Origin of the sequence: Mesorhizobium sp. M0074 (assembly GCF_040322975.1) — a bacterium.
Classification (GTDB): Bacteria; Pseudomonadota; Alphaproteobacteria; order Rhizobiales; family Rhizobiaceae; genus Mesorhizobium.
This window is the reverse complement of the sequence record NZ_JAMYUM010000033.1, coordinates 1-26,992: the sequence shown is the minus strand read 5'-3', so window position 1 is coordinate 26,992 and position 26,992 is coordinate 1. Positions and strand designations below refer to the sequence as shown.

General features: G+C 61.6%; 24 protein-coding genes and 4 pseudogenes. 12 read left to right on the top strand and 16 right to left on the bottom strand.

The annotated features are described in order from the left end of the window. Positions 1–27: 27 nt before the first annotated feature. From NKJ73_RS31135 to NKJ73_RS31125, 3 genes are all read right to left on the bottom strand, one after another. Positions 28–267 (bottom strand): hypothetical protein, encoded by a 240-nt coding sequence (locus NKJ73_RS31135; protein ID WP_352572213.1) that lies wholly within the window; start codon positions 265–267, stop codon positions 28–30. A gap of 338 nt (positions 268–605) precedes the next feature. Beyond that, on the bottom strand, positions 606–827 hold the full coding sequence (locus tag NKJ73_RS31130; RefSeq protein ID WP_352572192.1) for an antibiotic biosynthesis monooxygenase family protein: 222 nt from the start codon (positions 825–827) through the stop codon (positions 606–608). Beyond that, positions 824–1,600, bottom strand: coding sequence for a DUF1194 domain-containing protein (locus NKJ73_RS31125; RefSeq protein ID WP_352572191.1), 777 nt, complete (start codon positions 1,598–1,600; stop codon positions 824–826). The genes NKJ73_RS31130 and NKJ73_RS31125 overlap by 4 nt, the downstream gene beginning before the upstream one ends. A 572-nt stretch (positions 1,601–2,172) precedes the next feature. Between NKJ73_RS31125 and NKJ73_RS31120 the strand changes: the two genes are divergently transcribed. Then, entirely contained in the window at positions 2,173–2,580 is a 408-nt protein-coding gene (locus NKJ73_RS31120; RefSeq protein WP_352572190.1) for an AfsR/SARP family transcriptional regulator, read from the top strand. A 73-nt stretch (positions 2,581–2,653) separates the two neighbouring features. Here NKJ73_RS31120 and NKJ73_RS31115 read toward each other — a convergent pair whose 3' ends face one another. Together NKJ73_RS31115 and NKJ73_RS31110 are read right to left on the bottom strand one after the other, a co-directional pair. Further along, positions 2,654–3,391, bottom strand: a complete 738-nt coding sequence (locus tag NKJ73_RS31115; RefSeq protein WP_352572189.1) for a class I SAM-dependent methyltransferase — start codon at positions 3,389–3,391, stop codon at positions 2,654–2,656. After that, on the bottom strand, positions 3,388–4,344 hold the full coding sequence (locus NKJ73_RS31110) for a ketopantoate reductase family protein (protein WP_352572188.1): 957 nt from the start codon (positions 4,342–4,344) through the stop codon (positions 3,388–3,390). Before NKJ73_RS31110 ends, NKJ73_RS31115 begins: the two co-directional genes overlap by 4 nt. A 232-nt stretch (positions 4,345–4,576) precedes the next feature. Between NKJ73_RS31110 and NKJ73_RS31105 the strand changes: the two genes are divergently transcribed. The 3 genes from NKJ73_RS31105 (at position 4,577) to NKJ73_RS31095 (ending at position 6,313) form a co-directional block, all read left to right on the top strand. Further along, positions 4,577–5,281 (top strand): gamma-glutamylcyclotransferase, encoded by a 705-nt coding sequence (locus NKJ73_RS31105; RefSeq protein WP_352572187.1) that lies wholly within the window; start codon positions 4,577–4,579, stop codon positions 5,279–5,281. Between the two features lie 257 nt (positions 5,282–5,538). Next, positions 5,539–6,030 carry a GNAT family N-acetyltransferase gene (locus tag NKJ73_RS31100; protein ID WP_352572186.1) on the top strand — a complete coding sequence of 164 codons (492 nt, stop codon included), beginning with the start codon at positions 5,539–5,541 and terminating at the stop codon, positions 6,028–6,030. 136 nt (positions 6,031–6,166) lie between these two features. Then, positions 6,167–6,313 carry a hypothetical protein gene (locus NKJ73_RS31095; RefSeq protein ID WP_352572185.1) on the top strand — a complete coding sequence of 49 codons (147 nt, stop codon included), beginning with the start codon at positions 6,167–6,169 and terminating at the stop codon, positions 6,311–6,313. A gap of 635 nt (positions 6,314–6,948) precedes the next feature. Here NKJ73_RS31095 and NKJ73_RS31090 read toward each other — a convergent pair. Then, a complete protein-coding gene (locus NKJ73_RS31090) occupies positions 6,949–7,554 on the bottom strand; it encodes a hypothetical protein (protein WP_352572212.1) in 606 nt (201 codons plus the stop codon). Between NKJ73_RS31090 and NKJ73_RS31085 the strand changes: the two genes are divergently transcribed. From NKJ73_RS31085 to NKJ73_RS31060, 6 genes are all read left to right on the top strand, one after another. Continuing rightward, entirely contained in the window at positions 7,531–9,063 is a 1,533-nt protein-coding gene (locus NKJ73_RS31085) for a winged helix-turn-helix domain-containing tetratricopeptide repeat protein (RefSeq protein ID WP_352572208.1), read from the top strand. The two genes, NKJ73_RS31090 and NKJ73_RS31085, sit on opposite strands and share 24 nt — an antisense overlap. A 724-nt stretch (positions 9,064–9,787) precedes the next feature. Continuing rightward, complete coding sequence (locus NKJ73_RS31080; protein WP_352457237.1) at positions 9,788–10,720, top strand: sugar ABC transporter substrate-binding protein; 933 nt, start codon at positions 9,788–9,790, stop codon at positions 10,718–10,720. 67 nt (positions 10,721–10,787) lie between these two features. Then, positions 10,788–11,843, top strand: a complete 1,056-nt coding sequence (locus NKJ73_RS31075; protein WP_352572184.1) for an ABC transporter permease — start codon at positions 10,788–10,790, stop codon at positions 11,841–11,843. A 3-nt stretch (positions 11,844–11,846) separates the two neighbouring features. Next, on the top strand, positions 11,847–12,626 hold the full coding sequence (locus NKJ73_RS31070; RefSeq protein WP_352457238.1) for an ATP-binding cassette domain-containing protein: 780 nt from the start codon (positions 11,847–11,849) through the stop codon (positions 12,624–12,626). After that, complete coding sequence (locus NKJ73_RS31065) at positions 12,623–13,582, top strand: cyclase family protein (RefSeq protein ID WP_352457239.1); 960 nt, start codon at positions 12,623–12,625, stop codon at positions 13,580–13,582. Before NKJ73_RS31070 ends, NKJ73_RS31065 begins: the two co-directional genes overlap by 4 nt. Before the next feature lie 23 nt (positions 13,583–13,605). Further along, a complete protein-coding gene (locus NKJ73_RS31060; protein ID WP_352572183.1) occupies positions 13,606–15,081 on the top strand; it encodes an amidase in 1,476 nt (491 codons plus the stop codon). A gap of 16 nt (positions 15,082–15,097) precedes the next feature. Here the strand turns inward: NKJ73_RS31060 and NKJ73_RS31055 are convergent, their stop codons facing one another. Next, on the bottom strand, positions 15,098–16,384 hold the full coding sequence (locus tag NKJ73_RS31055; protein ID WP_352572182.1) for an ROK family protein: 1,287 nt from the start codon (positions 16,382–16,384) through the stop codon (positions 15,098–15,100). A gap of 156 nt (positions 16,385–16,540) precedes the next feature. Here NKJ73_RS31055 and NKJ73_RS31050 point away from each other — a divergent pair. Further along, positions 16,541–16,717 (top strand): annotated as a pseudogene (locus NKJ73_RS31050) (SMC-Scp complex subunit ScpB); the annotation flags it as partial. 30 nt (positions 16,718–16,747) lie between these two features. Here NKJ73_RS31050 and NKJ73_RS31045 read toward each other — a convergent pair. From NKJ73_RS31045 to NKJ73_RS31005, 9 genes and pseudogenes are all read right to left on the bottom strand, one after another. Continuing rightward, a complete protein-coding gene (locus tag NKJ73_RS31045) occupies positions 16,748–16,906 on the bottom strand; it encodes an RES domain-containing protein (protein ID WP_023679132.1) in 159 nt (52 codons plus the stop codon). 14 nt (positions 16,907–16,920) lie between these two features. Continuing rightward, a pseudogene (locus NKJ73_RS31040) lies at positions 16,921–17,082 on the bottom strand (ISNCY family transposase); the annotation flags it as partial. Positions 17,083–17,499: 417 nt separating this feature from the next. After that, the gene (locus NKJ73_RS31035) at positions 17,500–18,216 is read right to left on the bottom strand and encodes an ABC transporter ATP-binding protein (protein ID WP_023679129.1); all 717 of its coding nucleotides are present in this window, start codon (positions 18,214–18,216) and stop codon (positions 17,500–17,502) included. Next, a complete protein-coding gene (locus NKJ73_RS31030; protein WP_156937422.1) occupies positions 18,213–18,953 on the bottom strand; it encodes an ABC transporter ATP-binding protein in 741 nt (246 codons plus the stop codon). The genes NKJ73_RS31035 and NKJ73_RS31030 overlap by 4 nt, the downstream gene beginning before the upstream one ends. A 2-nt stretch (positions 18,954–18,955) precedes the next feature. Beyond that, positions 18,956–19,942 (bottom strand): branched-chain amino acid ABC transporter permease, encoded by a 987-nt coding sequence (locus NKJ73_RS31025; protein ID WP_352572181.1) that lies wholly within the window; start codon positions 19,940–19,942, stop codon positions 18,956–18,958. 8 nt (positions 19,943–19,950) lie between these two features. Then, positions 19,951–20,823 (bottom strand): branched-chain amino acid ABC transporter permease, encoded by an 873-nt coding sequence (locus NKJ73_RS31020; protein WP_023679126.1) that lies wholly within the window; start codon positions 20,821–20,823, stop codon positions 19,951–19,953. 165 nt (positions 20,824–20,988) lie between these two features. Continuing rightward, entirely contained in the window at positions 20,989–22,260 is a 1,272-nt protein-coding gene (locus tag NKJ73_RS31015; protein WP_352572180.1) for an amino acid ABC transporter substrate-binding protein, read from the bottom strand. Between the two features lie 1,512 nt (positions 22,261–23,772). Then, positions 23,773–24,147 (bottom strand): annotated as a pseudogene (locus NKJ73_RS31010) (transposase); the annotation flags it as partial. A 134-nt stretch (positions 24,148–24,281) separates the two neighbouring features. Further along, the gene (locus NKJ73_RS31005; protein WP_352572179.1) at positions 24,282–26,027 is read right to left on the bottom strand and encodes an adenylate/guanylate cyclase domain-containing protein; all 1,746 of its coding nucleotides are present in this window, start codon (positions 26,025–26,027) and stop codon (positions 24,282–24,284) included. A gap of 700 nt (positions 26,028–26,727) precedes the next feature. Between NKJ73_RS31005 and NKJ73_RS31000 the strand changes: the two are divergent. Beyond that, positions 26,728–26,835, top strand: a pseudogene (locus NKJ73_RS31000) ((R)-mandelonitrile lyase); the annotation flags it as partial. Positions 26,836–26,992: the final 157 nt, after the last annotated feature.

Genomic DNA, 26,992 nt, shown 5'->3' with positions numbered 1-26,992 from the left:
CCTGCCCCCGTGCTCCCAGGGTGTCCGCTAAGGGGCAGTGCGAATGTTCGCGTTCCGCCCGACAGGGCGCGGAGCGCTGATCGCGTGGAAGTCGAAGGCGGCATCCGCATCCGTGTCGGTTCCGGCATCTCTGTCACGAATCCGCCGACAGCCGGCCGGATGGACGAACCGGGTAATCGAGCGAAGCAGATGGTCTGATGGCACGTGACGTTCGATGCTGAACTCGTAGAACAGCGCTTTCTGCATCACGGTCCGCTCGCCCATCATCGACTCAATCTCCTTTTCCCAAGGAGACTGAATCAGTGCTTCAGAACGACTCCAAGCCAGACTTTTTTCAACACTATCCGCCTGAAGCAGACGAGCAGCCGCCGGACATTGGACCAAATTGACACGTCCAATCAGCTACTCAGTAACGTTCGGAAGGTAAGGATCGAGATCGGCAGGGATCTTGATGATGAGCAAATTGGGGAAATCCTACTCACGGCATGGATTGTCGCGCTATGCGTGGCAGGGTGTTGCTTGGCGGCATGCCTGGCTACCACAACGCAGGATACACCGGTGCGGTGGCCCGTATGCATCGTCGCGGAGTATGCCGTCACGGCCCTTTACACGCGATGCTCTGCCAGAGTGCGCCAGCGTGACAGCGCAGCTTCGTCGCGCCACAGCGAGAAGGAGAGAAACTTTCCGGGCTCACTGCACCTTTCGAACCGCTCCGCCGAGATGAAACCGTCGATAGCCTCAAGCAGCGGGCGAAGCTCCTTGGCAAATGTGTCGTAGTCGCTGCACCGATCTGGGTGAGGCCACACTTCCGAGATGACTGCGATCACAGGACAGCCCCGCTCGTTAATACAGGAATGGACCCGACTTCTCGAAACAGCTTGTTTAGTATGGCCCACTGGAATTCGGCGAGACCGTCGGCTGGAATAACGAACGAGCCTGGCCCCCCAATCACATGCCGCTCATAATATTCCGCGGTCGTCTCACCATTTTCTACTTCAGCGCCGATTGGCAGACCGTTGATGACGATATCTTTGTGAATTGCTCTCTGGCGACTGTCCTCAAGTGAAGATCCGTCATTGTTTGCCCCGTCGCCAGAGATATCGATGACCAAGCGCGACGCTGGGACAGGCAGATTTTGCAAGGCCTTAACCGATGCATCGATCGCGTATGAGATGGATGTTTTCGCGCCATGCGGACCAGGGCCTTGCCTGTCCGACTTTTTCCGGATTGTTGCCGCGATGATGCCCGCATCATTTGCGTCAGAGAGAATGGCCCAGTCCAGCCGAGTTTCTAAGGAGCCGAAGCTCGACCATTCGACGAAGGTGACAACTATCTTGCCATGTCTACCGCTTTTGATCATCTTGAGCACGGCGGTCGATTCCAAAGCAGCTGCGTAGCTCTCACGTTGCAAATTTGCCTCGCTTTGACTGATTGAGCCGGACACATCGGCTGCAAGGACAATTGCAACGTCGACTACCATCGACTCGTCAAGAAAGCGCTTCTCGTTGACTCCGAAAGAGCCGTCATGAATAGGCTGGTCAGCGATCACCAGTATTCCAAACAGCCACGCAGTCAAAACAGAAGACGAGAGGGTTTCCATCTCCAATCACCCTTGCAACGCTTGCCTCAGTGTGGGCACATAAGGTTAAGCTAATTTAGCAAGTATGCAATCAGAAGTGAGCTTGACACCTGATGACGGACGGGGCTGTCAACGCGCTTTAAACCACACCCGCGGCAGTGGTTAATAGACCTGGGACAAGGAGGCTGAGGCATCGTGGCTATTGAAGGCTGGATCGAAAACGCCTTGCGGTCTCTCCCATGGGAGCAACCAGGCGCCTGAGAAAATCCCTCCCAGCACCTGCTATCAGCACAAATGCGCGGATTGTGGTGGTCCGCAGATCGAATCTTCGGGCCGCTGATGCTCGGCCGGCCCGCTGCTTCTCGAGATAGCGCGCGAGCGCAATATCATGGCGCAGAGGCGCAACCTCGCAGCCCAGCCGCCGGTTCTGCCCGGGATCATCATGCCAGAAAGGCCACTCGTTCGGGTGTAGCATAGCGTCCTCCTAAGGCAAGGCTGCCTCGTCGCGATAATCTCCTCCACCGACCGTGAAAAATGCGCTGGAACAAGCGTGATGAATTCGTGAAAAGCGCGAGCGCGAGCGCCTGAGGGCGATGGCTGTCGCGGCGCTGGACAGGCTCCTCGCGCACTACTGCGCAACGAGCGATGCTGCCTCATGCGTCCGCGTGGCAACGCGCCTGCTCGCCATGGAGCCACTACGGGAGGACATCCATCGCACCTTGATGCGGGCCTATGTAGCCCAGGGCCGCGTCAACCTAGCTCTGAAACAATATGAGAGCTGCCGCGATGCCTTGCGGCGGCAGCTCGACTTGCGACCCGAGTCTGAAACCCGGAAGCTGTATGAAGACCTTCGGGCGCGCCGCACATCGGACGCGGCTTTTCCAACAGCCAGAGCACAGACGGGATCCCAAGCCGGGAACGTCCGGATTTCTCAGGTCAGCCCATCAGGCCGCCGACGCGCTACGTCAAATCGGCCGGAATCAACATCGCTTATCAGGTGACCGGCGACGGGCCGATCGACCTGATGTATGTGCCTGGATGGTCTCCAACGTCGACCCACGGCCACCCGACAGACTAGTTCCAATATTTGAAAACTCTCCCGAGACGGTTTGGCATCATGAATAGTTGCTCCGCGTTGGCAAATCCAGCTTGATAGCCCATCGCCGTCCAAGCGTCGGCCGGCTCAGGGAAATCAGCTAGGCGCATGTGGCTCTCCATCGCGGCGAATTCGTCATCTGTCACAGCTGCAAACGCAACCCGACACGCTGAAAATCGATCGAGCCATTCAGCTCGGTTTTCTCCCTCAAGCAGTGTAGGCTCCCAGATCAGGAATATGCCACTTCGGTTCAGTGCATCGTGCACATCTCTCATCAGCCGAGCCTTCCCTTCAGGCTGTAGATGATGGAGCGACATTCCAATCCATACGACGTCGACGGGCACGGTCCATTCGGACATTGCTTCAACGAAATCGCAACATCGTAGCTCGATAGGACACGCCAAAACCTTCAGTGCTTCGCTGGCGAGTTCCAACGATTGTGCAGAAAGGTCGATGCCGTAGTAGTGCTCGACAGAGGTTCCTTTGAGCGCCGCCGCTGACGCAGCTGCGTCCCCACAAGCGATGTCGAGAAACCTGAAGGGTTTCAGCATTTGTTGGGAGAGCACATTGCGAAGGAGGCCATAAACCTCCCGATGAAACATGAGGTTTTCGCCGACGATCTTCCGGTAAGCTGCCAACTGCTTATTAAACAATGCTTGGGTGTCGTCGGTATCGAGCGAAGGCGCACTTCCACCTACATTTTGATCCGTTTTCATTTCTTCCCCTCCAAAGCGTCAAGCCGAGGTTGCCGTGATAGTTCGGACCCTTCGGCGTACAAATGCAGCGCGCGATACACGGCCGTATGTGCCGGTGTCGGCACGCCAAGCTCATTGCCGAGCGTCCGTAGGCGCCCCGAAAGCCATGCGAGTTCGGTCGGCTTGCCTCGGGAGAAATCGATGGCCATCGAGGCTTGGGTCTCGGGCGGGAAGGTTCGCCATAGCGACATTGCGTGCTCAGCGTATCCGTCTGCCATAGGGTGATCTGCTGCCGACGCTACCGCCATTCCTTCGTCCCGCAACTGCTCTATGAAGATACGCGATTCATGATCGGCCAAGATCGGACCAATACCGGCGCGCATCAGGCTGGTCGCGCCCGAAAAGGCGCAAAGCGTGACGAACTTGGTCCAGAGCACCTGATCGACGTCATCAATCGTCTGCAGTTCGACGCCGACGGCGCGACGACATGCGCCTCTTAGCACCTCCATCATAGCATCACCGCGTCCGCCGACTGTAAACAGGGGGACGCCGCCGCGATGGACGACAAGACCCGGCCCTTGGAGATAAGCTGAAACGTAGGTAGCACCCCCGACAACTTGCGAACGAGGCACAAATCGAGCAAGCGCATCGATGCTGTCTATGCCGTTCTGAAGCGTCAGAACCCTCGTCTCTGGCCCAACCAACGGGACAATCGCAGCCGCCGCTTTCTCGGCGTCGTAAAGTTTGACGGCGAATACGACGATATCGACAAAGCCAACGTCCGCGGGTGTTTCGGTCGCCATCACTTTGCGTAGCGTGACATTGCCGAGCGGGCTCTCCAACCGCAAACCCTGCCGACGCATTGCTTCGAGGTGGGCACCACGTGCGATGAACGCGACGTTTTCACCGGCATGGGCAAGTCGTGCACCGAGATACCCGCCGACTCCCCCTGATCCCATCATCACGATTTGCATGGTCGTCCCCTCGACCCAAATATTAGCTTCTGTTAAGATAGCATCTGTGCCGCCTTACGGCACGACCAAATTTCGGGCCACCCCGAAAGCGCCTGCCGCCAAAGAAGTCGGATCGCACGAAGGTCCGCTTGTGGCGCATTCAAGCCGTGCGTCGGTTCGTATCTTGCAACGCCGATAGCATCTGCCAAGGATACGCGATCCTGATCCGATGGAGCACGGGATGCCAAGCCAAATGAGAAAGCTGACCTTGACTGCGGACCATGTCGCGCGGGTCCACAAGGTCGTTCAAGACCAGGGTTTGACGGCAGGTGCCGAGCTACACACCGATGCTGACTACGACCGCTGGGTCGAGCAAATGATCCGAGCTCATCCGGCCCCGACGGCACCGACCCGCCTATTCGCTTACGGCTCGTTGATCTGGAAGCCGGAGATCGAGCACATCGGTGAGCAACTAGGCGCTGCTCGGGGTTGGCATCGTGCTTTTTGCTTCCGCATGACCCGTTTTCGGGGCACGCCAGAGCAGCCCGGCCTTATGATGGCCCTCGATCGTGGAGGGCAATGCCGAGGCGTCCTGTACGACCTACCAGAGGACAACCTCGAACGCCAATTCGGCAAATTGTTTCGACGCGAGTTCACCTACAAGCCGGCCAATAGCATGCCCCGCTGGATCACGGTCGAGACCGCCTCGGGAGCCACGCCGGCGTTGACCTTTGTTATGAACCGCGCCTCGCCTCTTTATGCCAGTCGTCAGTCACTTGAAGCAGTTGCCGATGTCCTGGCCCGGGCCTGCGGTCATTGGGGCACCGGGGCCGAGTACTTGCTCAACACGGTTTCTCACCTCGAAGCCAAGGGGATACGCGACCGCAACCTCTGGCGGCTTCAACGCCTTGTGGCGGAGTTGATAGAGCGAAACCCGGCGGAGCGGAACGTTCTTTGAGCCAACGGAGCGGTCATTGCGCACTTCGCTTCAAGCGTCCGCAGTTGGCGCTTCCCGTTGGTTAATACACCTGAGCCGCAGAACGCCCGTCATCAGGGTCGAAGGATTGGCTGGGGTGGAATTTTTGCCGCACGATGCCGGCAACTGAACAAGTAGTTGGCGCCAGATTCCGGACATTCCGGGGCCGCTTTAGAGTCGACATTCACGCTACAGGCGGGTCGACATCTATAATGCTTTGATCGGGTTGGGATGCAGTCATGACCGAAAGCCCAAAGATAAATATTCGCTCTTCTGAAATCGACGACCTCCCAGCTCTAAGTCGCCTGATTTTCAGGACCATCGAGACCAGCTACAGCGGCGTCTACCCTCCACGCGCGATCGCATTCTTGAAGCAATTCCACTCTGAGGAAAAGGTCTTGCAGCGCATTGAGACAGGAGTGACACTCGTTGCGGAACAGGGTAGCCAACTGATCGCGACTGCAAGTCTTGACGGCCAGGAAATCACGGCTGTCTTTGTCGATCCTGATAGACAACGATTTGGATTCGGGCAGCTGTTGATGCAAGACTTGGAGGAGCGGGCTCGAAAAAATGGTCTCAGAGAGACGATTCTAAGCGTCTCACTTCCGTCCAAGAAATTCTACGAGCGTCTTGGCTATCAAATTGTCGAAGAGCGCATCAAGGATTTAGGCGATAGCCAATCGCTCAAATTCTGGAAGGCCAAGAAGAGACTCATTTCTCCAACAGAATGACGGCTTTCGATCTGTCGTGCCGCGGCAAGGACGTCCGACTTAGGGTCAAGGCTTGCCGTAGAATTTCTCCCCACGAAGGATAGAGAAGGGTGGTCGCATCAGGTCGTAGCGCGAACGGCAGCTTTGGAGAAACGCCATGAAGGTCAGCAACTGGCGCGACCACGACTTCCAGCATGGCTCCCGTATTGCAAGAGGTAACTCGTTGTTCTGGCGCATTGGTGGGTGCAGTCTTCTGTCCGGCCTGTTCATGCAGCCGTTTCGCCTCCGCGCACCCGCCGCGTGAGGCACAGCGCCAGGCCTAGGCCAACGTAGCCGCAGTGGACCTAAATGGCTCTTCCTCGACATGTTCTTTGAGCCTGTGGCATTGTTTGCTGCAGGGATGATGCCAGAGCGGTTAGATTACTCCCCGCTCATACTTATTGTGATTTCCGGGGCGAAGAAACAAACCCAGTTCTTCCATTGGTCCCCGTCGTGAGGCGCCCCGCCCATATCTGATTCTGTTATGCAAATATGGTACTTCTCGTCCTCGGAAACCTGCACCCGATTGCGCGGGATCGTCCAATGTTCAGGAAGATATTCGTAATCGCCCTTCCCAAGGCTCAAGACTGAGGCCGAGTCTATTGCCCGACACTCTTTTCCCCCGCAGCACCCTCCGTGGGTCACCGGATCTTTTTTGTCTGTGTACCATTCATGAGAAGATGTAGGCGATGAGAGAAGTGCAAGAAAAATGAGTAAACGTCGCATTTGTCGCCTCACTTAATATGTGATGAATCCACAGTGGAGGCCAGCAGTCGCTGCTCCTTCAGCTTCGATCCCACTCCATCGGCCGAGCGACGCTCAGTAACAAAGCCGGCTGACTGCGTGCGCTGACCGATCGCGGTTTACGGGTGAGTCTTCCCCACGATGGTTCTCGCCGGCTTAGGATGGCCGACGTGTGTCGCGCCGAATGACTGGCACGAACAAGTACTTCGCGACGCGTTCCTTCATCAGCAAGAGCGCCTTCGTCGAGCCCATGTCGGGGGTCGCGGCCGGTCCAGTGCAGAGATAGAAATCGTCGTTCGTGGTCAGGAAGATGCGAGGATCGCCTTCATAGACCTGCTCCTTAAGGCTAGCGACGTAATAGCCGCGGGGGTTGGGACGGACGTCGTCGCTTGAGGCAACCTCGTTGACATGGTCGGGGCCACAGAGCCTCGCGATGTCGGGATCCGCCGCTGCAGCCGCTTGCGCTGTCACAAGAAGGGCAAGAGAGATGATGAGCCTGGTGCGTTTCATGTCGTCCTCCTTTCCAATCCGGTGCTGCTGGAATCGCTTGGAAGCGACGGCCGAATTGGCTAGACTGACGAAGCGCGTCAAGGGCGTGAAATGTCCCGAAAGACTCCTGAAATTGACCCGAAATCTGCTGAAACGATCACCTTCAGCGGTTTTGTCTTCTTGACGAAAAGCAGAGAACTCCGGACCGTTGAAGGCAAAGCGGTCGATCTTCGCAGCCAGTCTACCGAAGTGCTCTCCGTTCTCGCGGCGCAAGCAGGCGAGATCGTGTCCAAGGATGCGCTGATGCGGGCGGTCTGGCCCAATACCTTCGTTACCGAGGACAGCCTTACACAATGCATCGCCGACATTCGCCGCGCGTTGGGCGACGATGCGCACGTGATCGTGGAAACCGTCCCCAAGAGGGGCTACCGGCTGAATGCCGCCCGATCGGACACGGCAGACCCAAACGCCGCCGCCCGCACGGGACGAGCCACGTCACGATTCCCGCGAGCCGGCTTCATTCTTGCCGCGTTCGTTCTCGTCGCAGCGATCGGCGCGTACTACGGCGCCGAAATATGGCGAGACGCTTCGGTTCGTTCGAATGACATGCCGCGGATTGCGGTACTTCCTTTCGAGGACTTCAGTACCGGTGCGGACAGGGGATATCTCAGCGATGCCGTTGCCGAGGGGATCATCACCGAGCTGGCGCGGAGCAAGACTTATGCCGTCATCGCCCGAAACTCGAGCTTCAGGTACCGCGACAAGCCGGCCGACGCCAGGCAGATTGGCGATGAACTCGGCGTCGACTACCTGCTCGAGGGCAGCCAGCAGAAGATGGGAGACCGGCTGAAAGTGACGACCCAACTGCTGAATGCGCATGACGGATCGCATCTCTGGGCCAACACCTACAACCGCGAGATCGGCGATCTTTTCGTCGTTCAGGAGGAAATCATCCGCACCATTGCCGAACGGGTCTGGCACAGGATCGAGCGACCCTGGCCACACAGCGATGCCGCCCGCGTCAGCGCGCTCCACTATTATCTGATGGGGTTTGCCGAGATCGACAAGGATTTCTCTGCCGCGGGGACCGCGTTACTGCGGCAGTACAGCCTCAAGGCGATCGAAGCGAATCCGAACTCGCAGTTTGGCTATATCGGGTTGGCCCACTCCTATCGCATCGACGCGGATTACGGGTGGCACGAGCAGGACCGTGACGAGGGGTTGAGGCGTGCCGCCGAATACGCCGACAAGGCCATCCTGCTCGCTCCGGACGATCCCGAGTCGCAATGGGCCCGCGCCCGCGTGCATGCTGACGCCGGCGAGGTCCAGCAGGCCCTTGCGCGGTTCGATCAGGCGATCGCCCTGAATCCCAGCAACTCGATGATCCTCGTGAGCAGTACGGATTCGTTGGTCTGGGTTGGCCGCACAGACGAAGCGATCGATCGGATCAAGCAGGCTATGGGCATCGATCCTTTCTACCCGGAATGGTTCAACTGGCAGATGGGCTGGGCGCTCTACGCAAAGAACGATTGCGGGGCTGCGCTGGCGTGGATACGGAAAATGTCCAGAATCCCGAACGGAGCATACCGAACGCTTGCGGAGATCCACGCTTGTCTGGGAAACGAGCGGGAGGCAAAGGGAGCGCTTGCGGTTTCCCTCAAAGACTCGCCGGGTGAATCCATCCACAAACTGCGCAAGCAATGGGAGAAGGTATACACCGCCCCCGGAGGCCTCGAACGCTGGCTCAAACACATGCGGATCGCGGGCATGCCGGAGGAGTGACGGCTGTCGGTGTGGCCCGGTCGGGCGGCACCTGGAAGGCTTTGAACGCGACCGTCGCTGCGCCCAACGCAAATGTCAGGAGTTGGCGCGAACACGATCTCCAGCATTGTCACCCGCGATGTCCTCCGGGCGGAGGCTGAAGAGACTGCCACCGCACTTTTCAACCTCGCCAAGGAACACCTTGAACAGCTCAAGGCGAGGCCATCGACTTAAGCCTAGCTGTGCGTGTTTTGACATTTCGACGTCGCGGTGTCGGATTATTTGCATGCAAACCAGTTTTACGACGCTATCCTCCCATCCTCAACGGAAGATTCTGGGAGGAATGCATGGCTGCGCATGAGCAACATGCCGTTGAAATCATTAGGGACAAAGAGTGGTCGGTTCGCGTGACGGTCACGGCACCACCACCACGGTCCCTTTTACATCTGAGAGCTACGCGCGTTCGTTCGCAGACGGTCAGGCGTTCCGACTGGGCGTTCAGGTCGCGGAGATCAAGAAGGCGGCCTAGCTGCGCGCTTGGCCAAGGCCCACAGCGATTGAACCTCGAGTGACCAAAGCCGGTTGAAATTAGCCGTTGCGCGGCATAAGAGCTTGTGCCTATAGTTAGTACGTGGCTCGCACGAACAAACAGACTGACTGTGACGACCTGTAGATGGCGCCCAAGCTGGGCTGCTGCGCGGTCTGGAGGTGAGCCGGAACACTCGGTCAACAGGGGATACGCACAGTGAACCGCTTTCAGAAACTCTCGACCGCAGCGCTCGTCGCAGCATCCTTCACGTCGACCGCCCTCGCCACGAATGACAAGCTGACGATCGGCATCGTCACCTTCTCGACATCCGACGTCGACACAAACCAGATGGTCGACACGATGAGCCAGGAAGCCAAGTCTAAGGGCTGGTCGGTGGAAACGCTCAATGCCAATGGCGATCCTTCGCAAGCGATCACCAGCATCAAGCAGCTGGCAACCAAGAAGGTGGACGCCATCATCGTCACGGTCTTCGATTCGACGGGCCTGGCGGCCGGGCTCCAGGCGGCGGCGGACGCAAAGATCCCCGTGCTTTCGGCCGGCGGCGGCATGGCAGACGGGATCGCGCTATCTGCAAGTACCGGTGCTGCGCAACCGCTGATCGACTTGATGCTGAAGGACATCGGCAAGTCCGGAACTGTACTCGACCTCACCTACCATCCCGGCATTCCGTGCCGCGAACGAGCCGACGCCTTCGATACGGCGGTCAAGGCAAATCCGGGGCTCAAGGCGACCTCGCACGAGATCAGCATCCCGGGTGCTGCCGAATCGTCGCAGGCCGCGACCAGCGCCTGGCTTGCAGCCAATGCCAACGCCAAGGGGCCGTTCGCCATCTTCAACTGCTATGACGACAACGCTATGGGCGCGATCGCGGCGCTGAAGCAGAACGGCCGCAGCGACGTGAAGGTCTATTCGTTCAACGCCACGGCGCCCGCTGTCCAGGCTGTCAAGGACGGGACGATGACCGCCACGCTCGGTGTCGATCTGACTTCGGCAGGCAAAATGCTAGTCGATCAGATTCCCGACATCCTGGCAGCCGGCGACCAGTGGAAGCCCAAATCCTTCGTGCCAGGCTATACGCTCGTCACCAAAGAGAACGTCGACAAGTTCATCAAGGACAATCCGCAGTAAGCTCTCCTGATTGTGGGTCTGGGCCGGACTTGCCTGGCCGGGCCGGAGTGCTGTCATGAGAGCCGCCATGTCCGCTGATCATTCCCTGCCCGAAACCCACGCTCCGGCAGAGGCGCCCCGCGTCCTGCCGTCAACGCAGACCGGCTATGCCTCGCCCAATGCCCGACAGCGGCGCGCGTTGCTCATGCGCCTGCTTGGAACCTACGGCACCATCATCGTGCTGGCGTCGATGCTGGGGATCTTCTCGGTGCTGGAGCCGGGGACCTTCGCAACCATCGGCAATTTTCGCAACGTCGTAAACGACATGGCGATCGGCACCATTGTCGCGGCCGGCCTCACCGTGCCCCTCGTCGCCGGTGATTTCGACCTCAGTATCGGCTATGTCGCGAGTTTCTGCGGGCTTCTCGTGGTCGGGCTGTTGAGCAGCAGTGGCTTGCCGATCCTACCCGCCATCTTCCTTGTCGTCGGCCTCGGAACGGTCATCGGCATTGTCAACGGCATTGTCGTTTCGAAGATCGGGGTGAACGCCTTCATTGCCACGCTTGGCACGGGCACCATCGTCGTCGGGCTGAACTACGCCTATTCGGGCGGAATTCCGCTGCAACTCACCCAGTCGCGCGAATTCACAAATATCGCGATCGGCCGGATTGCCGGAGTGCCGCACCTCGTCATCATCATGGCCGTCGTGCTTGCGCTGCTGTGGGTGATCCTCAACCGAACAGTGCAGGGCCAACACATCAAGGCCATCGGCGTCAGCCCGGAATCAGCGCGCCGCGCCGGCGTCGCCGTCGATCGCAGCCGCATCGTTGCCTTCGCCATCGCCAGCACCTGTGCTGCTATAGGTGGCGTGCTGATGGCCTCCAATCTCGGCTCCGGCCAGGTGACGGCGGGTGACAGCTTCATGCTGACGTCGTTTTCGGCCGCCTTCCTAGGTTCGGCGGCGCTGCGAGAGGGTCAGTTCCATATCCTCGGCACCTTGATCGGCGTGCTGACGGTCGCCGTCGGCAACAATGGGCTGGCCATGATCGGCGCGCCGATCTTCACGCAGTTCCTGTTCACCGGCTGCCTTCTCGTCGTCGCCGTAGCGCTCGGCGGTATTGGCCGCCGCTATGCGAGGGGATAGGCCATGGCGCAGAAGATGCTGCTCAGCCTGCGCCGGATCTGCCGCAGCTTCGGCGGCATCCAGGCACTCGATGACGTTTCGCTGGACATCGCCAGGGGCGACATACTCGGCCTCGTTGGCGACAATGGTGCCGGCAAGTCGACGCTGATCAAAATCCTGGCCGGCGCGCATGACCCAACTTCCGGCGACGTGATCCTCGAAGGGCGGCCGCAAAAGTTGTCGCCGCCGTCCGAAGCGCAACGCCTCGGCATCGAGACGGTCTATCAGGACCTGTCGCTGATCGGCACGTTCACTGCCGCCGAAAACTTCTTTCTCGGCCGCGAGATTGCGCTTGGCCGCGGCCCGGCGCTGCTGCGCTGGATCCGCCGCAAATCGATGGGCGACATTGCGATGCGCGGCCTCGAGGAACTGCACATCGAGATCCCCGGGGTGCGCAGCAAACCGGTGGATCGCATGTCCGGCGGCCAGCGCCAATTGGTGGCGATCGCGCGCGGTGCCTTTTGGGGCCACAAGCTGCTGCTGCTCGACGAGCCCACTGCGGCGCTCGGCGTACGCGAATCCCGTGAGGTGCTCGACCTCATCAAACGACTCGGCGCCCAGGGGCTGACGATCGTCATGGTCACCCACAATCTCGATCATCTCTGGCAGGTGTGCAACCGCGTGGTGGTGATGCGCAGGGGCCGCAAGGTCGCCGATCTCGCAAGTTCCGGCACCAACATGGAGGACGTCGTCGCTTATATCACCGGCGCCAGGCAGCCGGCGACCGCGCAGGCGGAAGCATGAGCGCGGCTGAAACGATGACGCTGCGCCGGCTGCTGGGCAATGCGCCGAGCCGCTGGGGGCATTGGGGTGCCGACGACGAGATCGGAGCGCTCAACTATCTGACCGCCGACGAGGTCAAGCGCGGCCTGGCGTCGGTGCGGGACGGCCGCACCTTCACCCTCGGCGTGCCGGTCGGGACTTCTGAGGGCGATGCCGTCTTTCCCGGCCGCTGGCCGGCGAAGCATTTCATGGTCGCCGACAAGGCCGGCTTCGAGAACGGTCACTGGCAACCGCTTGCCGGCGGCCTCGAATTCGCAGACGACTATATCACCAGCTTCGCACAGGCCGGCACGCATTGCGACGCGCTCGGCCACATGTGGTTCGACGACACGCTTTGGAACGGCTTCGCGGCAAGCAGTACCAATGGCGGCATGACCAAGGCCAGCATCATGCCGATCGCGGAGCGCGGGATCGTCGGACGCGGCGTGCTGCTCGACATCGCCCGGTTCCGCGGCAAACCGGCCCTTGAGCGCGCTGAAACATTCACGCATCGCGACCTCATGGAATGCGCCCGGGCCCAAGCGGTCGATATACTGCCGCGCAGCATCCTTCTCGTTCGCACCGGCTGGGTCGGCGCACTGGCGGCGGGAAGCCAGCGCGTCGGCGATGGATATTGGGAACCCGGACTGACCTTCAGCCTCGACCTCGTGCGCTGGTTCGACGAGATGCAGATCCCCTGTCTGGTTACCGACACACTGGCCAACGAGACAACCTACGAGCCCGAGACCGGTTTGATGCTGGTGCTGCACGCCGCGCTGATGCGCAATCTGGGCGTGGCGTTCACCGAAATGGCATCGCTCGACCTGCTGGCCGCCGACTGTGCCTCGGACCGCCGCTACGAAGGCTTCTACTGCGCCAGTCCGGTCAAAGTGAGCAAGGGCACCGGCGGCGCGGCAAATCCAGTGTTCATCAAATAGCACCCAACAAGGTGGAACGGCTTATGTCTTCTGCAGACGACCAGATCTGTTTCCTGCCGGCCACGGAACTGGCCCAGCGCATCCGGCGCCGCGACCTGTCGCCGGTTGAAGTAACCGAGGCTTATCTGCGCCGCATCGAGGCGCGCAACCCGGTGGTCAACGCCTATACGCTGGTTCTCAGCGACCAGGCGATGGAAGCTGCGCGGGCCGCCGAAAAGGCCGTGATGGCAGGCGGTCCGCTTGGACCGCTGCATGGCGTCCCAGTCGGCATCAAGGACCTCGACGATATGGCCGGCGTGCCGACCTCGATGGGGTCGTGGGCGGTGCACGACCGGGTGCCCAAAACAAGTGCTGTGGCGGTCGAGCGCCTGCTCGACGCAGGCGCCATCGTGCTCGGCAAGACCAACACGCCGGAGTTCGGCCATAAAGGTATCACCGACAATCTGCGCTTCGGGCCGACCAGCACGCCCTTCGCGATCGGCTACAATTCCGGCGGCTCGTCCGGCGGCAGTGCGGCAGCGGTCGCCGACGGCATGGCGGCCCTGGCGCAAGGCACGGACGGCGGCGGTTCGGTCCGCATCCCCGCCTCGTTCAGCGGCACCGTCGGCTTCAAGCCCTCTTTCGGCCGCATTCCTTCGGTGACTCGCCCCGACGCCTTCTTGTGGGGACATCCTCTGGTCCATATCGGACCGCTGACCCGCACCGTTGCGGACGCCGCGCTGATGACCAAGATCATGGCCGGGCCTCACAACCGCGACCCGTTCTGCCTGCCGGATCACGGCGTTGACTATGTCGGCGCCGTTGCCGGGCGGACGCCGAAACTGCGCGTGGCCTACAGCCCGCGACTGGGCAATTTTCCGGTCGAAGCCGGGGTCGCCACCGTCGTTGCCCGGGCCGTCGATGTCATACGAGCACATGGCATTGAGGTTGATGAGGTCGAGCTCGATTTCAGGGCCGATCACAAGGAACTGGCGGCGCTTTGGGTGCGCACGATCTCGATCCACTATGCTGCTATCGCCGTGTACTGGAAACAGGAGGGCATCGATCTAATGGGCAAGCATGCCAAGGTGCTCACCCCGCAGTTCCTCGCCATGCTGGAGGGCGCCTACAAGGTGTCCGCCGTCGACCATGCGCTCGACGATCTTTTGCGCACCGGCGTCTTTGACGGCCTCGAGGATGTATTCGAAGCCCATGACCTGATCGTCTCGCCGACGCTGGCCGTTCCGCCCGTCAAGAATGCCCCCGACGGCAACACGATCGGGCCGACATCGATCAATGGCGAGGCAGTCGATCCGCTGATCGGCTGGTGCATGACCTATCCGATCAACTATACCGGCCATCCGGCGATTTCGGTTCCGGCCGGCCTGACGGCGCAGGGTCTGCCGGTCGGCCTGCAGATCATCGGGCGGCGGCACGCCGACGAAACCGTTCTGGCGATGGCGGCTCAGTTCGAACGTATGCAGCCCTGGTTCCAAGGCTATCCGGGGCTCGCTGGATAGTTGGGTGTCGGAATACCTAGATCGGAAGCTGCAGCAGCTCGGAAATCACCAGACCGGCTGCGCCTAGGAGGGCGGCCCGGTCACCTGCATCGCCGGCAATGAATTCGATCGCGCCGCCGGGTCGTGACGGAACCATGGCGCGGACATGCTCCGCGATTGCGCCGAGCAGGCAATCGCCGCCGAGCACGACATCGCCATGCATGATGAAAATGTTGGGCGCCACCGTCTGCTGCAGATTGGCGATGCCGACGGCGACGTTGCGGGCATAGCGGTCGAGCAGCTCCGCCGCTCCCGGCAGCCGCCGCGCCGCCATGTCGACAAGGCGGGCCGAGTCGATCAGGTCTGGCTCGGGCAGAGCCGCGCGGGCGGCCTCGCGCCGGAGCCAGCTCAAGGTGGCAATGGTGTCCCAGCAGCCGCGCCTGCCACAGCGGCAGGGCTCGCCGTCGAGCTGCACGAAAGTGTGTCCGAGTTCGCCGCCTGCGCCTGCCGTGCCACGATAGAGGTGCCCGTCGAAATAGAGTGCGCCGCCCAGCACCTCGCCCGTGTAGACGACCGCGAATTGCCTGACGCCGCGCCCGGCGCCGAACCAGCGGTCGCCGACCAGCAAGGCGCGCGGATGATGGTCGAGCTTGACCGGCAGGCCGAAGCGTCGCCCGAGATCGTCGGCGAGCGGGTAGCGGTCGAGCGCCGGCGCGAGATTGACAGCGACGATCGACCCGCGATCGGTGTCAACCATGCCGCCGACGCCAACACCGATCCCGAGAGGCGTGCGCCGCGCCCTGGAGAGAGTGTCGCCGACGCATTCGGCGATCGCCTCGATGATTGGCCGGACCGGCCCCCTGCCGTCCGGCAGGGCCATCTTGCGTTCCGATTCGATCTTGCCGTCGAGCGTCGCCACGCAGGCATGCACGGCATCCGGCATCAGCAGCACACCGCAGATCGGACGGGCATTGGGCGAGAACCACAGCGGCCGGGCCGGCTTGCCGCCGCCCGGACTGGGAGGAACCGGGTCGCTCTCGACCAGCACCTGATCGTCGATCAGCGGCTGCACGATTCCGGAAATGGTGGTGCGGTTGACCCCGGCCAGGCGGGCCAGTTCAGCCCTGCTCGTCGGCCCAAGATCGAACAGGGCCTGCAGCACACGGCCGCGATTGGTCGAGCCGACCATCGAGGACGACAGCAGCGCCTTGCGCCGGCGCGAAACCCGCTCCGCGCCGGACGCATCGCCGGGCGGCGTGAACAGAGCGCTGCGTCCGCCATTCGGGCGCCCATCGTCGGTATCGTCCATCGTCGGGTTTTTCATAAGGGGCATCCTGCCAGCTCTTCTAACCCAGGACCTTACCGGTTTCGAGCACTTTGTGCGAGCAGGCAACAAACTCGTGCATTACCAGGACAAGATGCGTCGCAAATGTTCAAAGACACGCCAGCTCGGCGTCTCCTGACTAATTGGTGTCACAATAAGTTCCTGACCCACTTCGGCTTTGACACGTTGCGCGACCTGCCGGATTTCGAGGCACTCGAGGACGCTGGCCTGCTGTCCAAGGACAAGCTGCTCGCGGGCGATATTCCGGTTGGCCAGACGAGCGGGGAGCGTGACGATGAGGTGGACATCGTCGCTGAAGGCGAGATGCCATGAGCAGACAGGTCTCTTCGACTCTCGGCAATCTCACGTCCAGGATGACCGATCGCGTGGCAATCGGTGATCGGGATCATGGACTTCAACCACATCGCCTTCGACAAGATTGGCTGGAAAGATCACCAGATTCGTCCCGCCGGCATGACGCAGCGACGGAAACAAAATACCGCGAAGCCCCTTGATGATCACCTGGTCTGCGAGCTTCCGGTGGCCTTGACGTCGACCCGCACCAAATCGCGCGCCACCAAGCCAAGCAGGTCGCGATGCTCATCCAGCCATTGCGACATCGCCTTCAACTCGCGACCGATCTCGTGCGTGGCGAAAAGATCGAATATGCTGGCTTGGACGGTGCGTTCTTGGCGCATTGTCGGCTCCGGCGGTGGCAGGGCTTTGGAATCAGTCGCATGATCCAAGATACCTGAAACCGCCGGCCTTGCTCGCGCAAAGCCGCGATTCATTCAACAGAATCAACCGTTTGCCGTTGATGGACGGGAACTAGCTTAGCTAGCACTTTTTCACGATGATTTCGCCCGGCGTCGCTGACCAGACTGGCAAGCCACGGACGCTGGGATCGTCGAACGTCGGCATGCAAAAGGAAAAAGACAGGACGTTGGTGGTTTCAGGTTTTGCGATGGTTTCGAGGTGCGAGAAGTCGGCTCGAGCATTGGCGCGCAGAGCGGCTACCTCGCTGCCCCTTGCGTCCGGGCGTCTATAAGTAATCTCTAGTAAACGAGCTGAATGATTAGGATTGCGACCGCAAGAGCAGAACTGCAAATGCCCTCTCACGCTCCACCCATATAGATATCCATGATCTGCCGATCGTCGCGCACATCCTGAGGCTTTCCCTCGAAGCGCCTTTCGCCGGCCGCCAGGATGTAAAGCTTGTCTGCCATCGGCATCGCCTCACGGATATTCTGCTCCACCATCACGATGCCGATGCCGTGCGCGGTGAGGCTGCCAATGCGCTCGAGCGTCTCGATGACCATGGCCGGCGATAATCCGGCGGAAGGCTCGTCGAGCAGAATGAAGCGCGGTTCCGAGACCAGCGCTCGCCCCAGCCCAAGCATTGCCTGCTCGCCGCCAGAAAGCGAACCGGCCGCGGTTCGCCGTCGCCGCGCCAAAGAAGGATATTGCTCGATCACCGCCTCGATGCGCTGTTCGACTAGCCGGCTGTCCGCGATGGCGTAGCCCCCCATGCGCAAATTCTCCATCACTGTGAGGCGCGGAAACACACCGCCGCCCTGCGGCATCAGCACCAGCCCCTGGCGCACCACCTCATGGACGGCAAGGTTGGAGAGCGTTGCATCGCCCAGGCTGGCCGTGCCGCTCCACACCGGCAGCGCGCCGGCAATCGCCTTTAGCAGGGTCGACTTGCCACAGCCGTTCGGTCCGAAGATGCAGGTGATCTTACCAGCCTCCGCGCTTAGTGAAACGCCATGGACGATCTCCTGCTTGCCGTAGCCGGTGACGATGTTTTCGGCGGTGAGGGTGGTGCTCATTGCGGCCGCCCCAGATAGGTCTGCATAACTTCCGAATTGCGAACGATGTCGTTAAAAGAGCCGCTGGCCACGACGCGCCCTGCATCCATGACGATGATGCGATCGCACACGTTGCGTACCATCTCCATGTCGTGCTCGATGACCAGGAAGGTGATGCCGTGTTCGCGCAGCCGCGCGATGGCCTCTAGGATGATCTTGCGGATGTTGGGATGCACGCCCGCCGTCACTTCGTCGAGCAAAATGAGCGTGGCCTGGCGCATGATGACGCGCCCGAACTCCAGCAGCTTCTGCTGGCCGCCCGAAAGGTCCGAAGCGCGATTGTCGGCGACATGGTCCAGCGTGAGCAGCGCCAGCGTTTCGGCTGCCCGATCACGGGCGCCCTGCCAATGGCCCTCGGCCGCTGCCGCTAGCAGGTTTTCGGTGACGCTCATATTGTCGAACATGGCCGGAATCTGGAAGGTGCGCGCAAGCCCCAGCCGCGCGATCGCGTGAGCCTTTCGGCCGCCAATTTCGTGACCGTCGAAGCGGATCTGGCCACGATCCGGCGCCACCGTGCCCGACACCAGGCTGAACAGAGTCGACTTGCCGGACCCGTTGGGCCCAATCAGGCCGGCGATCTCGCGCCGACCGACCTCCAGAGACACACCGTTGACAGCCTTGATGCCGCCGAAATGGCGGTAGAGTTCGCGCACGACGAGGATAGGGTCGCCGGCCCCGGCCGTTTTGCCCTCGACCACGCTCAATTGGGCCCTCCTTGGCCATCGCCGACAACCTTGCCGACCGCCTTGTCCAGCACGGCGCCGGACTTGGCCCCGTGCCGCGAAAACAGACCGGCGATGCCGTTCGGCATGAACAGCACCACCAACACGATGGCCGCGCCCAATATGGCGATATAGAAGGCAGTGTCGCCCCAGTACATCCAGATCACGCGGTTGACGACGAACAGCCCTACACCGCCCAGTGCCGGCCCCCACAGGCTGCCTAACCCGCCCAGCAGCACCATTACCACCATCTGGTCGGTGATGTCGCCGCCGAAGACGCTTTTCGGATTGATGAAGGTGACCCAGTAGGCGAAGATCGCGCCGAACACCGAAGCGGTAACGGCGCTGAGTACGAAGGTTTGCAGCTTGACCAGCGACGTGTTGATACCGATTGCCTCGGCAGCCGGCTCGTGGTCGCGCAGCGCCTTGACCTTCAGCCCGAAACGCGACCGCTCGAACAGCGCCCAGGTGATAAGGTAGGTCAGCGCAGCCGCGCCGAACATGGCGAAGTAGAAGAAGCGCTCGTCGAGAAAGGGCGGCAGCCCAATTCCGCCAATGCCGCCGGTGAAGTCCATCACCGAGGTGAACTGGATGAGCACCTCGGCGAAGGCCCAGGTGGCTATAGCGAAATAGGCGCCGCGCAGGCGAAGTGTCGGCGCGCCGATCATGATGGCAAACAGCGCCGTCACCACGATACCGGCCGGGACGGTGGCAAAGAAGGGCCAGGCGAGTTTGTCGCCCATCAGCAGCGCCGTGACATAGGCGCCGAGCCCGAAGAAAGCCGAATGGCCGAAATTGATGTAGCCGGCATAGCCGCCGAGCATGTTCCAGGAGCAGGCCAGCCCCGCCCACATCAGCGCGCCGGTGGCGATGCGCAGCCAGTAGTTGTTGACCAGCATCGGCAGGAGCGCCAGCACAATAATCACCCCAATCAGCAGGAGGAGGCCGGTCCGGCGTTGCTTCATGTCCGGCCTCACAGGCCGTGTCGCAGGATCCCGCTCGGGGACAGGAGCAGGACGAGGAACAGCGTGGCGAAGATCGCCAGCAGCGAATAGCTCGACCCGACATAGGTCGCGACGAAGGCTTCGATGACGCCGAGCAGCAAGGCGGCGACAAGGGCACCGCCGACGGAGCCCAACCCGGCAAGCACAGCCACGAAGAACGCGAACAGCGTATAGCGCAGGCCGACCTCCGGATTGACTGAAAAAATTGCACCCATCAGCACGCCGGCCATGGCGGTGATGCCTGCGTAGAGCCCGTACACATTGGCGCTGAGGCGGCGAATGTTGACGCCCATCAGCGCAGCGTTCTGCCGGTTTTCGGCCGTCGCTCGGATGGCCAACCCATAGCGGGTGCGGTAGAGGAACAGGAACAGCCCGCCGGCGATGGCGATGGCGAACACCGCCGCCGCCACGCGGATCAGCGGCACCGTCACCGGCCCGACGGCAAGGCTCTCGCCGCTCAACGCCGTCGGAACGCTGTGGGTATTGAAGCCCCACGCGGTCAGCATGCCGCCGCGTAGCAGCGTGAACAGGCCGAAGGTCAGTGCCAGCGCCATCAATTCCGGCCGCGCCGTGCGGCTGTTGCGGACATTGTAGAGGATCGGCCCAATCAGATAGCCAATGGCGCCGAACAGCACGAATGCCACGGGGATCGCCAGGAATCCGTCTACGCCCAGTCCGGCGGCCATGTAGTACCCGAGATAGCCACCCAGTACGACCCAGCCGCCCACAGCGAAATCGATGACGTGCAGCACGCCGAAAGCGAGCTGGAATCCGATCGTAAAGGTGGCGATGACGCCGCCGATCAGAAGGCCGTTCAGCAAGGTCTGTAGGAAAAGATCCAAGGCGGGAACCATCCGTCAGTCAGCCAAACCAAAAAAACGCGGGGTGCCGCGGCAAGGCGGCCGCACTCTAGGCATGGTCCGTTATTTTCTGAGCACGCGCAACCGTCGTCGTTCCCCCAGACAGGGTGATGGCGATGAGGCTGCCCACCCCCTGTCCGAAGCCGCTTATTTCCAGGCCGGCAGCGGGTAGGTGAGGTTTGCCGACGCGGCCTCCGTCGGGCCCACCGCCACCGTCTTGCCGCCCTGAATCTGGATCAGCACCGGAACCGGTTGGACGTTGTCATGGTAGTGGTTGCCTTCCTTCTCGAACTTGATTGGCCCATAGAAGGTCTGGATGTCTGTCTCCGCGATCGCGTCCTTCAGCGCCACCCTGTCTTCGGGCGTTAGTGCCGGCTTCTTGCCGAGTCGCTTGACGGCATCGCCGAAAACGAGGCCGCTGGCCGCGCAGGCCGCTTCGGTGTAGTCGGGCTCGTGCCCGGACTTCTTTTGCGCCATCTCGGCAAACTCCCTTGCGGTGCCGAAGACGTCGTCCTTGTACGGAACCGATGGCAGCCACACCGAGACGCCGCAGGTGCCGTCGGCGTCCGCGGCCAGCGCCTCGGCGAAGGCCGGGTCGGTGACGCCGTAGTGCATTATCAGCGCCTTGGGCCGGAAGTTTAGCGACTTCGAGGTCTTGACGACATTGATCAGCGGCTCCTCATGGCCGCCGACGGCGACGATGTCGGGATTGAGCGCTGCGATCTTAGAGATAACTGGGGTTAGGTCGCCCGAGGCGGGCACCAATTCGTAGGCGACGACTTCCAGCCCGGCCTCCTTGGCTCCGTCGCGGAAACCTTCGCCGGTTTCCTTCGAGAAGGGCTCGTTGACCCCGATCACCGCAATCGTCTTGGCCGTGGGGTTGGACAGTTTCGCCAGCACGGCCAGCGACTTACCGGCAGTGGTGTCTACGGCCGGGATGATGCCGAAGTTGAATTCCGGCTTGGCCTTCCAGACGTTCGGCGATTCCGCGGAGCCGGAAATCATCGGCACCTGATACTTCTGGCAGATCGGCTGCACGGCGATGGTCGAGCCGCTGGTGTAGGGGCCGAACAACACGTCCACCTCGTTCTGCACGATTAGGCGCTCGGCGGCGTCGGCACCGGTCGCCGGGTTGCTCTGGTCGTCACCGTAGAACATGTCGACCTTGAAACGCTCGCCGGCGACCTCGACGCCCCCCTTGGCATTGATGGCCTCCGCCCACAGGTCGTAACCGCGCTTGGTCAGGTTGCCGCCGAGGATGTTCTCGCCCGACAGCGAGGTAATAACGCCGGCCTTGTAGGTCGCCACCTGCGCGTGTGCCGTTCGCACGAACGGCATTCCCAACGGACCGGCCGCGAAGGCGACAGCGCTGCCGCCGAGGACCCAGCGACGCGAAAAACCTTTGCTGTTCGTGGACATCATTCAACTCCCTTTGCCCGGCTATGAGATTTGGAAACCGACCATATTCTTGTTCCTACCACTATATGCCCTTTGTGCGGATAAGGAAGATTTCGCTGCCGTCCTCGGATCACGGCGGCGCAGGCGGCGATGAAAGCCATCTGGAATGACGATGGCTCCCGCTCGGTAGCCCTATGTTGATGACTATTGCAAACTCGCCAGCTGATTGCTCATCGGCTTGAAGCGCGGGCCGGCGCTTCCCCAATGCCGCGCCGCTCGCCGTCAACTGCAGAAAGGGGACAGTCGTCATCAGGACAGGTCAGATCGTCGCTGCTCGACTCCGCGATCGAGAGGAGAAACGCCGGAAGCGCGGCTTAGCTCAAGCCAGGATGGAGCGACCCGGCGCCCGCAGGTCAAATCCTGCTGTCGCAACGATTAGGAGGGCCCGAGGACGAATATGGCCAGCAGGGCAACAAAAGGGTGATCGCGATGCCCCACAGGAGAGTGCTTTGGCATTGTCCAGAACTGGCAGTTTGGCGCAGGTTCCAGACGGCCGACTGGACGCGTGAGCGAGCATCCAAGAATCTGCCAAAGGGGCCGACCACGCAGTGAATCCAGGCCGGGGATCATGGTCCATCCTCTCAGGGGCGAAGAAGACTTCCGCCATGCCTCACTGCAGGATTTCTGAGATGACGAGTATCCCGCCGTTTCGATCTGACGAGTTCAAGCAGCTCAGCCTCATCCGCGTCAGCCTCCTGCAAGGCGACCAAAATTTCCAGGGCTAGGTGCTCGGCGTCCAAGGATGAGCGGGGCGATATGCTGGTCGCTGCATATCTGGTCGAAAATCCGCTGGCAAAGATCGACGTCGGAAGGATATGGGCCGGCGCGTTTGAAAGGCATTTTGAAAGGGCCATTGGGCTGGCTAAGTCAACGGCGTGTAAGAAGCGGACATTCGCGATGATCGTCACGCCCCAACCGGCTACGGACACACGTCCCACTGGCGTTGGTAGACGCAAACTGGCACCGCGCGTATCGTTTCTCACGATCCGCGACACAGGGTACAGCCCGACCAGACCCGAAGCCCCCGTGCTTGGTGCAACGCTCGATCGAACCGTCGCGCTTCGGAGCGCGGCGGGTTTTATCTTGAGCACTCGTTCTAGTCGCGAGACTTTTGCTGCCATAGTGTCAGCCCTGGACCTTGCAATAGTGCCGCCGGGGATGTCGTCGACGAGATCAATCAGCTTGCCGTAGCATTCGGCCACGCCGCGGTCGCTGCAACCGACATGCACAACTATCTTGCAAATGGCGCCGACAGCCGAGGTTCTATTGCCTGTTCATCGCAGCACGCTCTTCACGGTCGGAATCTGTACCCGTTCATGCAACCTCGGGCCCTGCCTTCGCGTTGGAGCCGCCCAACGCGGAGAGCGACAACAATGCCGGCGTCTACCTTGATCGCAACGCCACGGTAGTCAAGACGATAGCTGACGCCGCGAAAGCGCTGGAACAACCATGGCCATACATGGGCAGGCAAGGGACGTTGTGGAGGCGTTTCATCAGGAAGTGGGTGGCGCCCATGCGGGCCTTGATCGTGCCGAAGGGATGCTCGACCGTCTCGCGCCTTGTCCGCATGGCGTCGGGATTGGCGTCGAGCCGGCGCTGGACCTCCTCCACGACATGCTCGCGCTCCCATCGGGTGATCCGGCGCTCCTTGGACGGCGTGCATTGCCGCTTGATCGGGCAGGCCGCGCAAGCTGCGGTCGACCAGTAGCGACGCAGCGTCATGCCATTCTCGACGTTGCTGTAGTGGTAGGTCAGCAACGCTCCGGACGGGCAGCGATAGACATCCTGATCAGGTAGATAGGCGAAGTCCTGCTTGCCGAACCGTCCGTCGGCCTTCGCGCCGGCTGTTCACAGCTGCTCTACGCGCTCAGTTCTCGGACAAGCCGGCCAGAGAACTATCCTTCCAGAAGCGACACGGGATCAAGGGACGTCGCCTGGCCGGACGTGACGCGCAGGAGAGGGCATCTTTGCAAACGCGACGATCACTCCGGCACGCCGGAGATGCCCAGCGCCTCGACATAACGCTCGGCGAACACCTTGTCCCGCCACGGGTTGATCTGTCTCTGCAGGGTGAGCGTGTAGGTCGGGAACGCCTCCATCAGCCGCCGCGCCGCCGCCTGCGCTTCGTCCAGCCGGTTGAGTTTGACCAGCGCCATGATCACCACCCGGTGCGAGGAGCCGTAATTCGGCATCTCGCGCAGCGCTCGTTCTCCCCAAACCAGCGCTTCCTCGTAGCGTTCGAGCATCAGGTAGCTCATCCCGATGCCGGAGAGCGCGATGCCCTTCTCGGGGTCGACCGGACTCAGCCGCATTGCCCTGTGGAAGTGCTCGATCGCGACGAGGGGGTGGCCGGAATGGGCGTTCACCCAGCCGCTGCCCGTATGGCCCTGCGCCGAATTGGGGTTAAGGAGCAGGGACCGTTCGATCGTGTCCAGCGCCGTCTCGTAATCCTTGGCGCTGTAGGCGATCACCTGCGCGGCGAAACGCAAGCTTGTCGGGTCGTCTCGCGCGTCCGCCAGCACCTCGCGAACCATGCGCACGGCGACGCGGATATCGTCGGGCTCGTGCCAGCACTGACTCACCGACAGGCTGCGGATATAGGCACCGAGTGCCTTCGCTAGGGTGAAGCCTGGGTCGATGCTGAGCGCCTCGTTGGTGAGCCGGCGCACGTCGGCGAAGCCTTCGCGCGTCATGCTGTAGAAGCGCGGCAGCGCACGAAGGTAGAGGTCGTAGGCACCGATGTAGTCGGTCGGCTTCATGCGCGCCTGCTTGATCTCCTGCAGCCGGATGCTCGGTTCGACAGCGCCGACGACGCTCTCGGTCACCTTGTCTTGCAGGTCGAAGATATCGCTCACGTCGCCCTCGAAGCGGTCGGCCCAGACATGGTGTCCGCTGATCGCGTCCACCAACTGCCCACTGATGCGCACCCGCGATCCTGCTCTGCGGATGCTGCCTTCGAGCACGTAGCGGACGCCCAGCTCGCGCCCGACCTGGCGAAGGTCTACCGCCCGGCCCTTGTAGGTGAAGGACGAGTTGCGGGCGATCACGAAGAAGGAGTTCACCCGGCTCAATCCCGTGATGATGTCCTCCACCAGCCCGTCGGCGAAGTATTCCTGGTCGGGATCGCCGCTCATGTTGGTAAAAGGCAGAACCGCGATCGAGGGTTTCGCGGGCAGCGGAGGCGATGCAGCCACCGAGGCACCGGCGTCGGTCTCGACGCGGTAGGCGCGCACAGGCCGCTCGATGTTCTTGAGGCGCAGGTCGCCGAGCGGCGTGAAGCCGCAGTCGAGCTTGCCCTGAAGGTGGTCGTAGGCGGTGCCTGAGACGACCACGGTGCCGGGGTCGGCGATGCTGTCGAGGCGGGCGGCGATGTTGACCCCGTCGCCGTAGAGGTCGCCGTCCTCCTCGCAGACCACGTCGCCGAGATTGATGCCGATGCGGAAGCGAATCCGCTCTTCCTCGGGCATCTCCGCCTCGTGTTCTGCCAGGGCCTGCTGGATCGCCATCGCGGAGGCCACCGCGTTGACGACGCTCGCGAACTCACACAGCATGCCGTCGCCGGTGAGCTTGACGATCCGACCCCGGTGCTCAGAGACCAGCGGTTCGAGGAGGTCCTTGCGGTAGATCTTCAGCCGCTCGAGCGTGCCGCGCTCGTCGCGCTCCGTCAGGCGCGAATAGCCGACCACGTCGCAAACCATGATCGCTGCGAGGTGACGCTGCGTGGTCATTGCACCGCTCAGCCAAGCGCCTGCACGCGGGCCGCCCCGCGTCCATGTCCTGCCAACTTCCAGACGCCCCATGTGCATGGTATCCGTCTCTCCCAGTCGCCGCCCGTCGCCGATACAGAACGGAAAACGCAGCTCGACCTTGCCTTCACGAGATTTCGCTATCCCGCTTGCGAGGCGTGGAGCGTTCCAGTCGCCGCGCTAACAGCCAACCGGCGACACGCCCACGCAGCCTCTGGGGACGCTGACACGCCACTCCCAGAAGGCCGGAGATATTTGCTGCCCTTGGTAACCGGTTGACGCCACCGTCGCGGTGCTTTTGTCACCGCGATGTAACAGCGAGATGGCCCTACGAACGCGCGCATCGGGCATCACACCAGACGTTCGCGCTTAGAGGTGCTGAGGTCGGAAAGTGGCGCGTTCTTCCGCTTGGCGAGCGCGTAACAATGACCCTCGTTGCTGCCGTTCAGTCGCAAAATCCCAAAGCCCGGATCGGGTGACGCGCATCTACTGTTCCGAGACACCGGCCGCGCGGTGCGAGGCCATGTCTGCGGCCATCCGCTCGACATCACTACGGAACTGCGTTCTAGACCAGGACGTGATGGTGAAGGTTGGTCGCGCCGCGACAAGCTGCGCCGCCCCGTCCGACGAGCTTCTTCGATGCGCCCCGCCTGCTCCTGGATCATTATGATGTATTGGCACTGGCGCGACCCCAACTACGGCAATGTCGCATATTGCTATTCAGGAATCACTCGATTGCAAGGCCGTCGAGCGGATGGAGAAAGTCAGCGACGAACAATACCGCCGCTGAATCTTACCGCGGCCGCAGCGTCTCGCACTTGGCGAAGTCTTGCGCTGCCGAGTTCTGCAATAGTGACAGGCAGGCTGCCAACTCACCCCAGCCAATACCTCGGCCCCGGCCCCTTGCGTCCTGCCATATCGGCAGGGTTCGCAAGGCTACACCGGTC

Coding starts and splice junctions, on each gene's coding strand:
- NKJ73_RS31095 (WP_352572185.1), top strand. CDS start 6,167: ATGAAGGTCAGCAACTGGCGCGACCACGACTTCCAGCATGGCTCCCGT.
- NKJ73_RS31035 (WP_023679129.1), bottom strand. CDS start 18,216: ATGAGCACCACCCTCACCGCCGAAAACATCGTCACCGGCTACGGCAAG.
- NKJ73_RS31125 (WP_352572191.1), bottom strand. CDS start 1,600: ATGGAAACCCTCTCGTCTTCTGTTTTGACTGCGTGGCTGTTTGGAATA.
- NKJ73_RS31060 (WP_352572183.1), top strand. CDS start 13,606: ATGTCTTCTGCAGACGACCAGATCTGTTTCCTGCCGGCCACGGAACTG.
- NKJ73_RS31055 (WP_352572182.1), bottom strand. CDS start 16,384: ATGAAAAACCCGACGATGGACGATACCGACGATGGGCGCCCGAATGGC.
- NKJ73_RS31005 (WP_352572179.1), bottom strand. CDS start 26,027: ATGACCACGCAGCGTCACCTCGCAGCGATCATGGTTTGCGACGTGGTC.
- NKJ73_RS31100 (WP_352572186.1), top strand. CDS start 5,539: ATGACCGAAAGCCCAAAGATAAATATTCGCTCTTCTGAAATCGACGAC.
- NKJ73_RS31015 (WP_352572180.1), bottom strand. CDS start 22,260: ATGTCCACGAACAGCAAAGGTTTTTCGCGTCGCTGGGTCCTCGGCGGC.
- NKJ73_RS31135 (WP_352572213.1), bottom strand. CDS start 267: ATGATGGGCGAGCGGACCGTGATGCAGAAAGCGCTGTTCTACGAGTTC.
- NKJ73_RS31070 (WP_352457238.1), top strand. CDS start 11,847: ATGGCGCAGAAGATGCTGCTCAGCCTGCGCCGGATCTGCCGCAGCTTC.
- NKJ73_RS31120 (WP_352572190.1), top strand. CDS start 2,173: ATGGCTGTCGCGGCGCTGGACAGGCTCCTCGCGCACTACTGCGCAACG.
- NKJ73_RS31065 (WP_352457239.1), top strand. CDS start 12,623: ATGAGCGCGGCTGAAACGATGACGCTGCGCCGGCTGCTGGGCAATGCG.
- NKJ73_RS31025 (WP_352572181.1), bottom strand. CDS start 19,942: ATGAAGCAACGCCGGACCGGCCTCCTCCTGCTGATTGGGGTGATTATT.
- NKJ73_RS31110 (WP_352572188.1), bottom strand. CDS start 4,344: ATGCAAATCGTGATGATGGGATCAGGGGGAGTCGGCGGGTATCTCGGT.
- NKJ73_RS31105 (WP_352572187.1), top strand. CDS start 4,577: ATGAGAAAGCTGACCTTGACTGCGGACCATGTCGCGCGGGTCCACAAG.
- NKJ73_RS31115 (WP_352572189.1), bottom strand. CDS start 3,391: ATGAAAACGGATCAAAATGTAGGTGGAAGTGCGCCTTCGCTCGATACC.
- NKJ73_RS31075 (WP_352572184.1), top strand. CDS start 10,788: ATGTCCGCTGATCATTCCCTGCCCGAAACCCACGCTCCGGCAGAGGCG.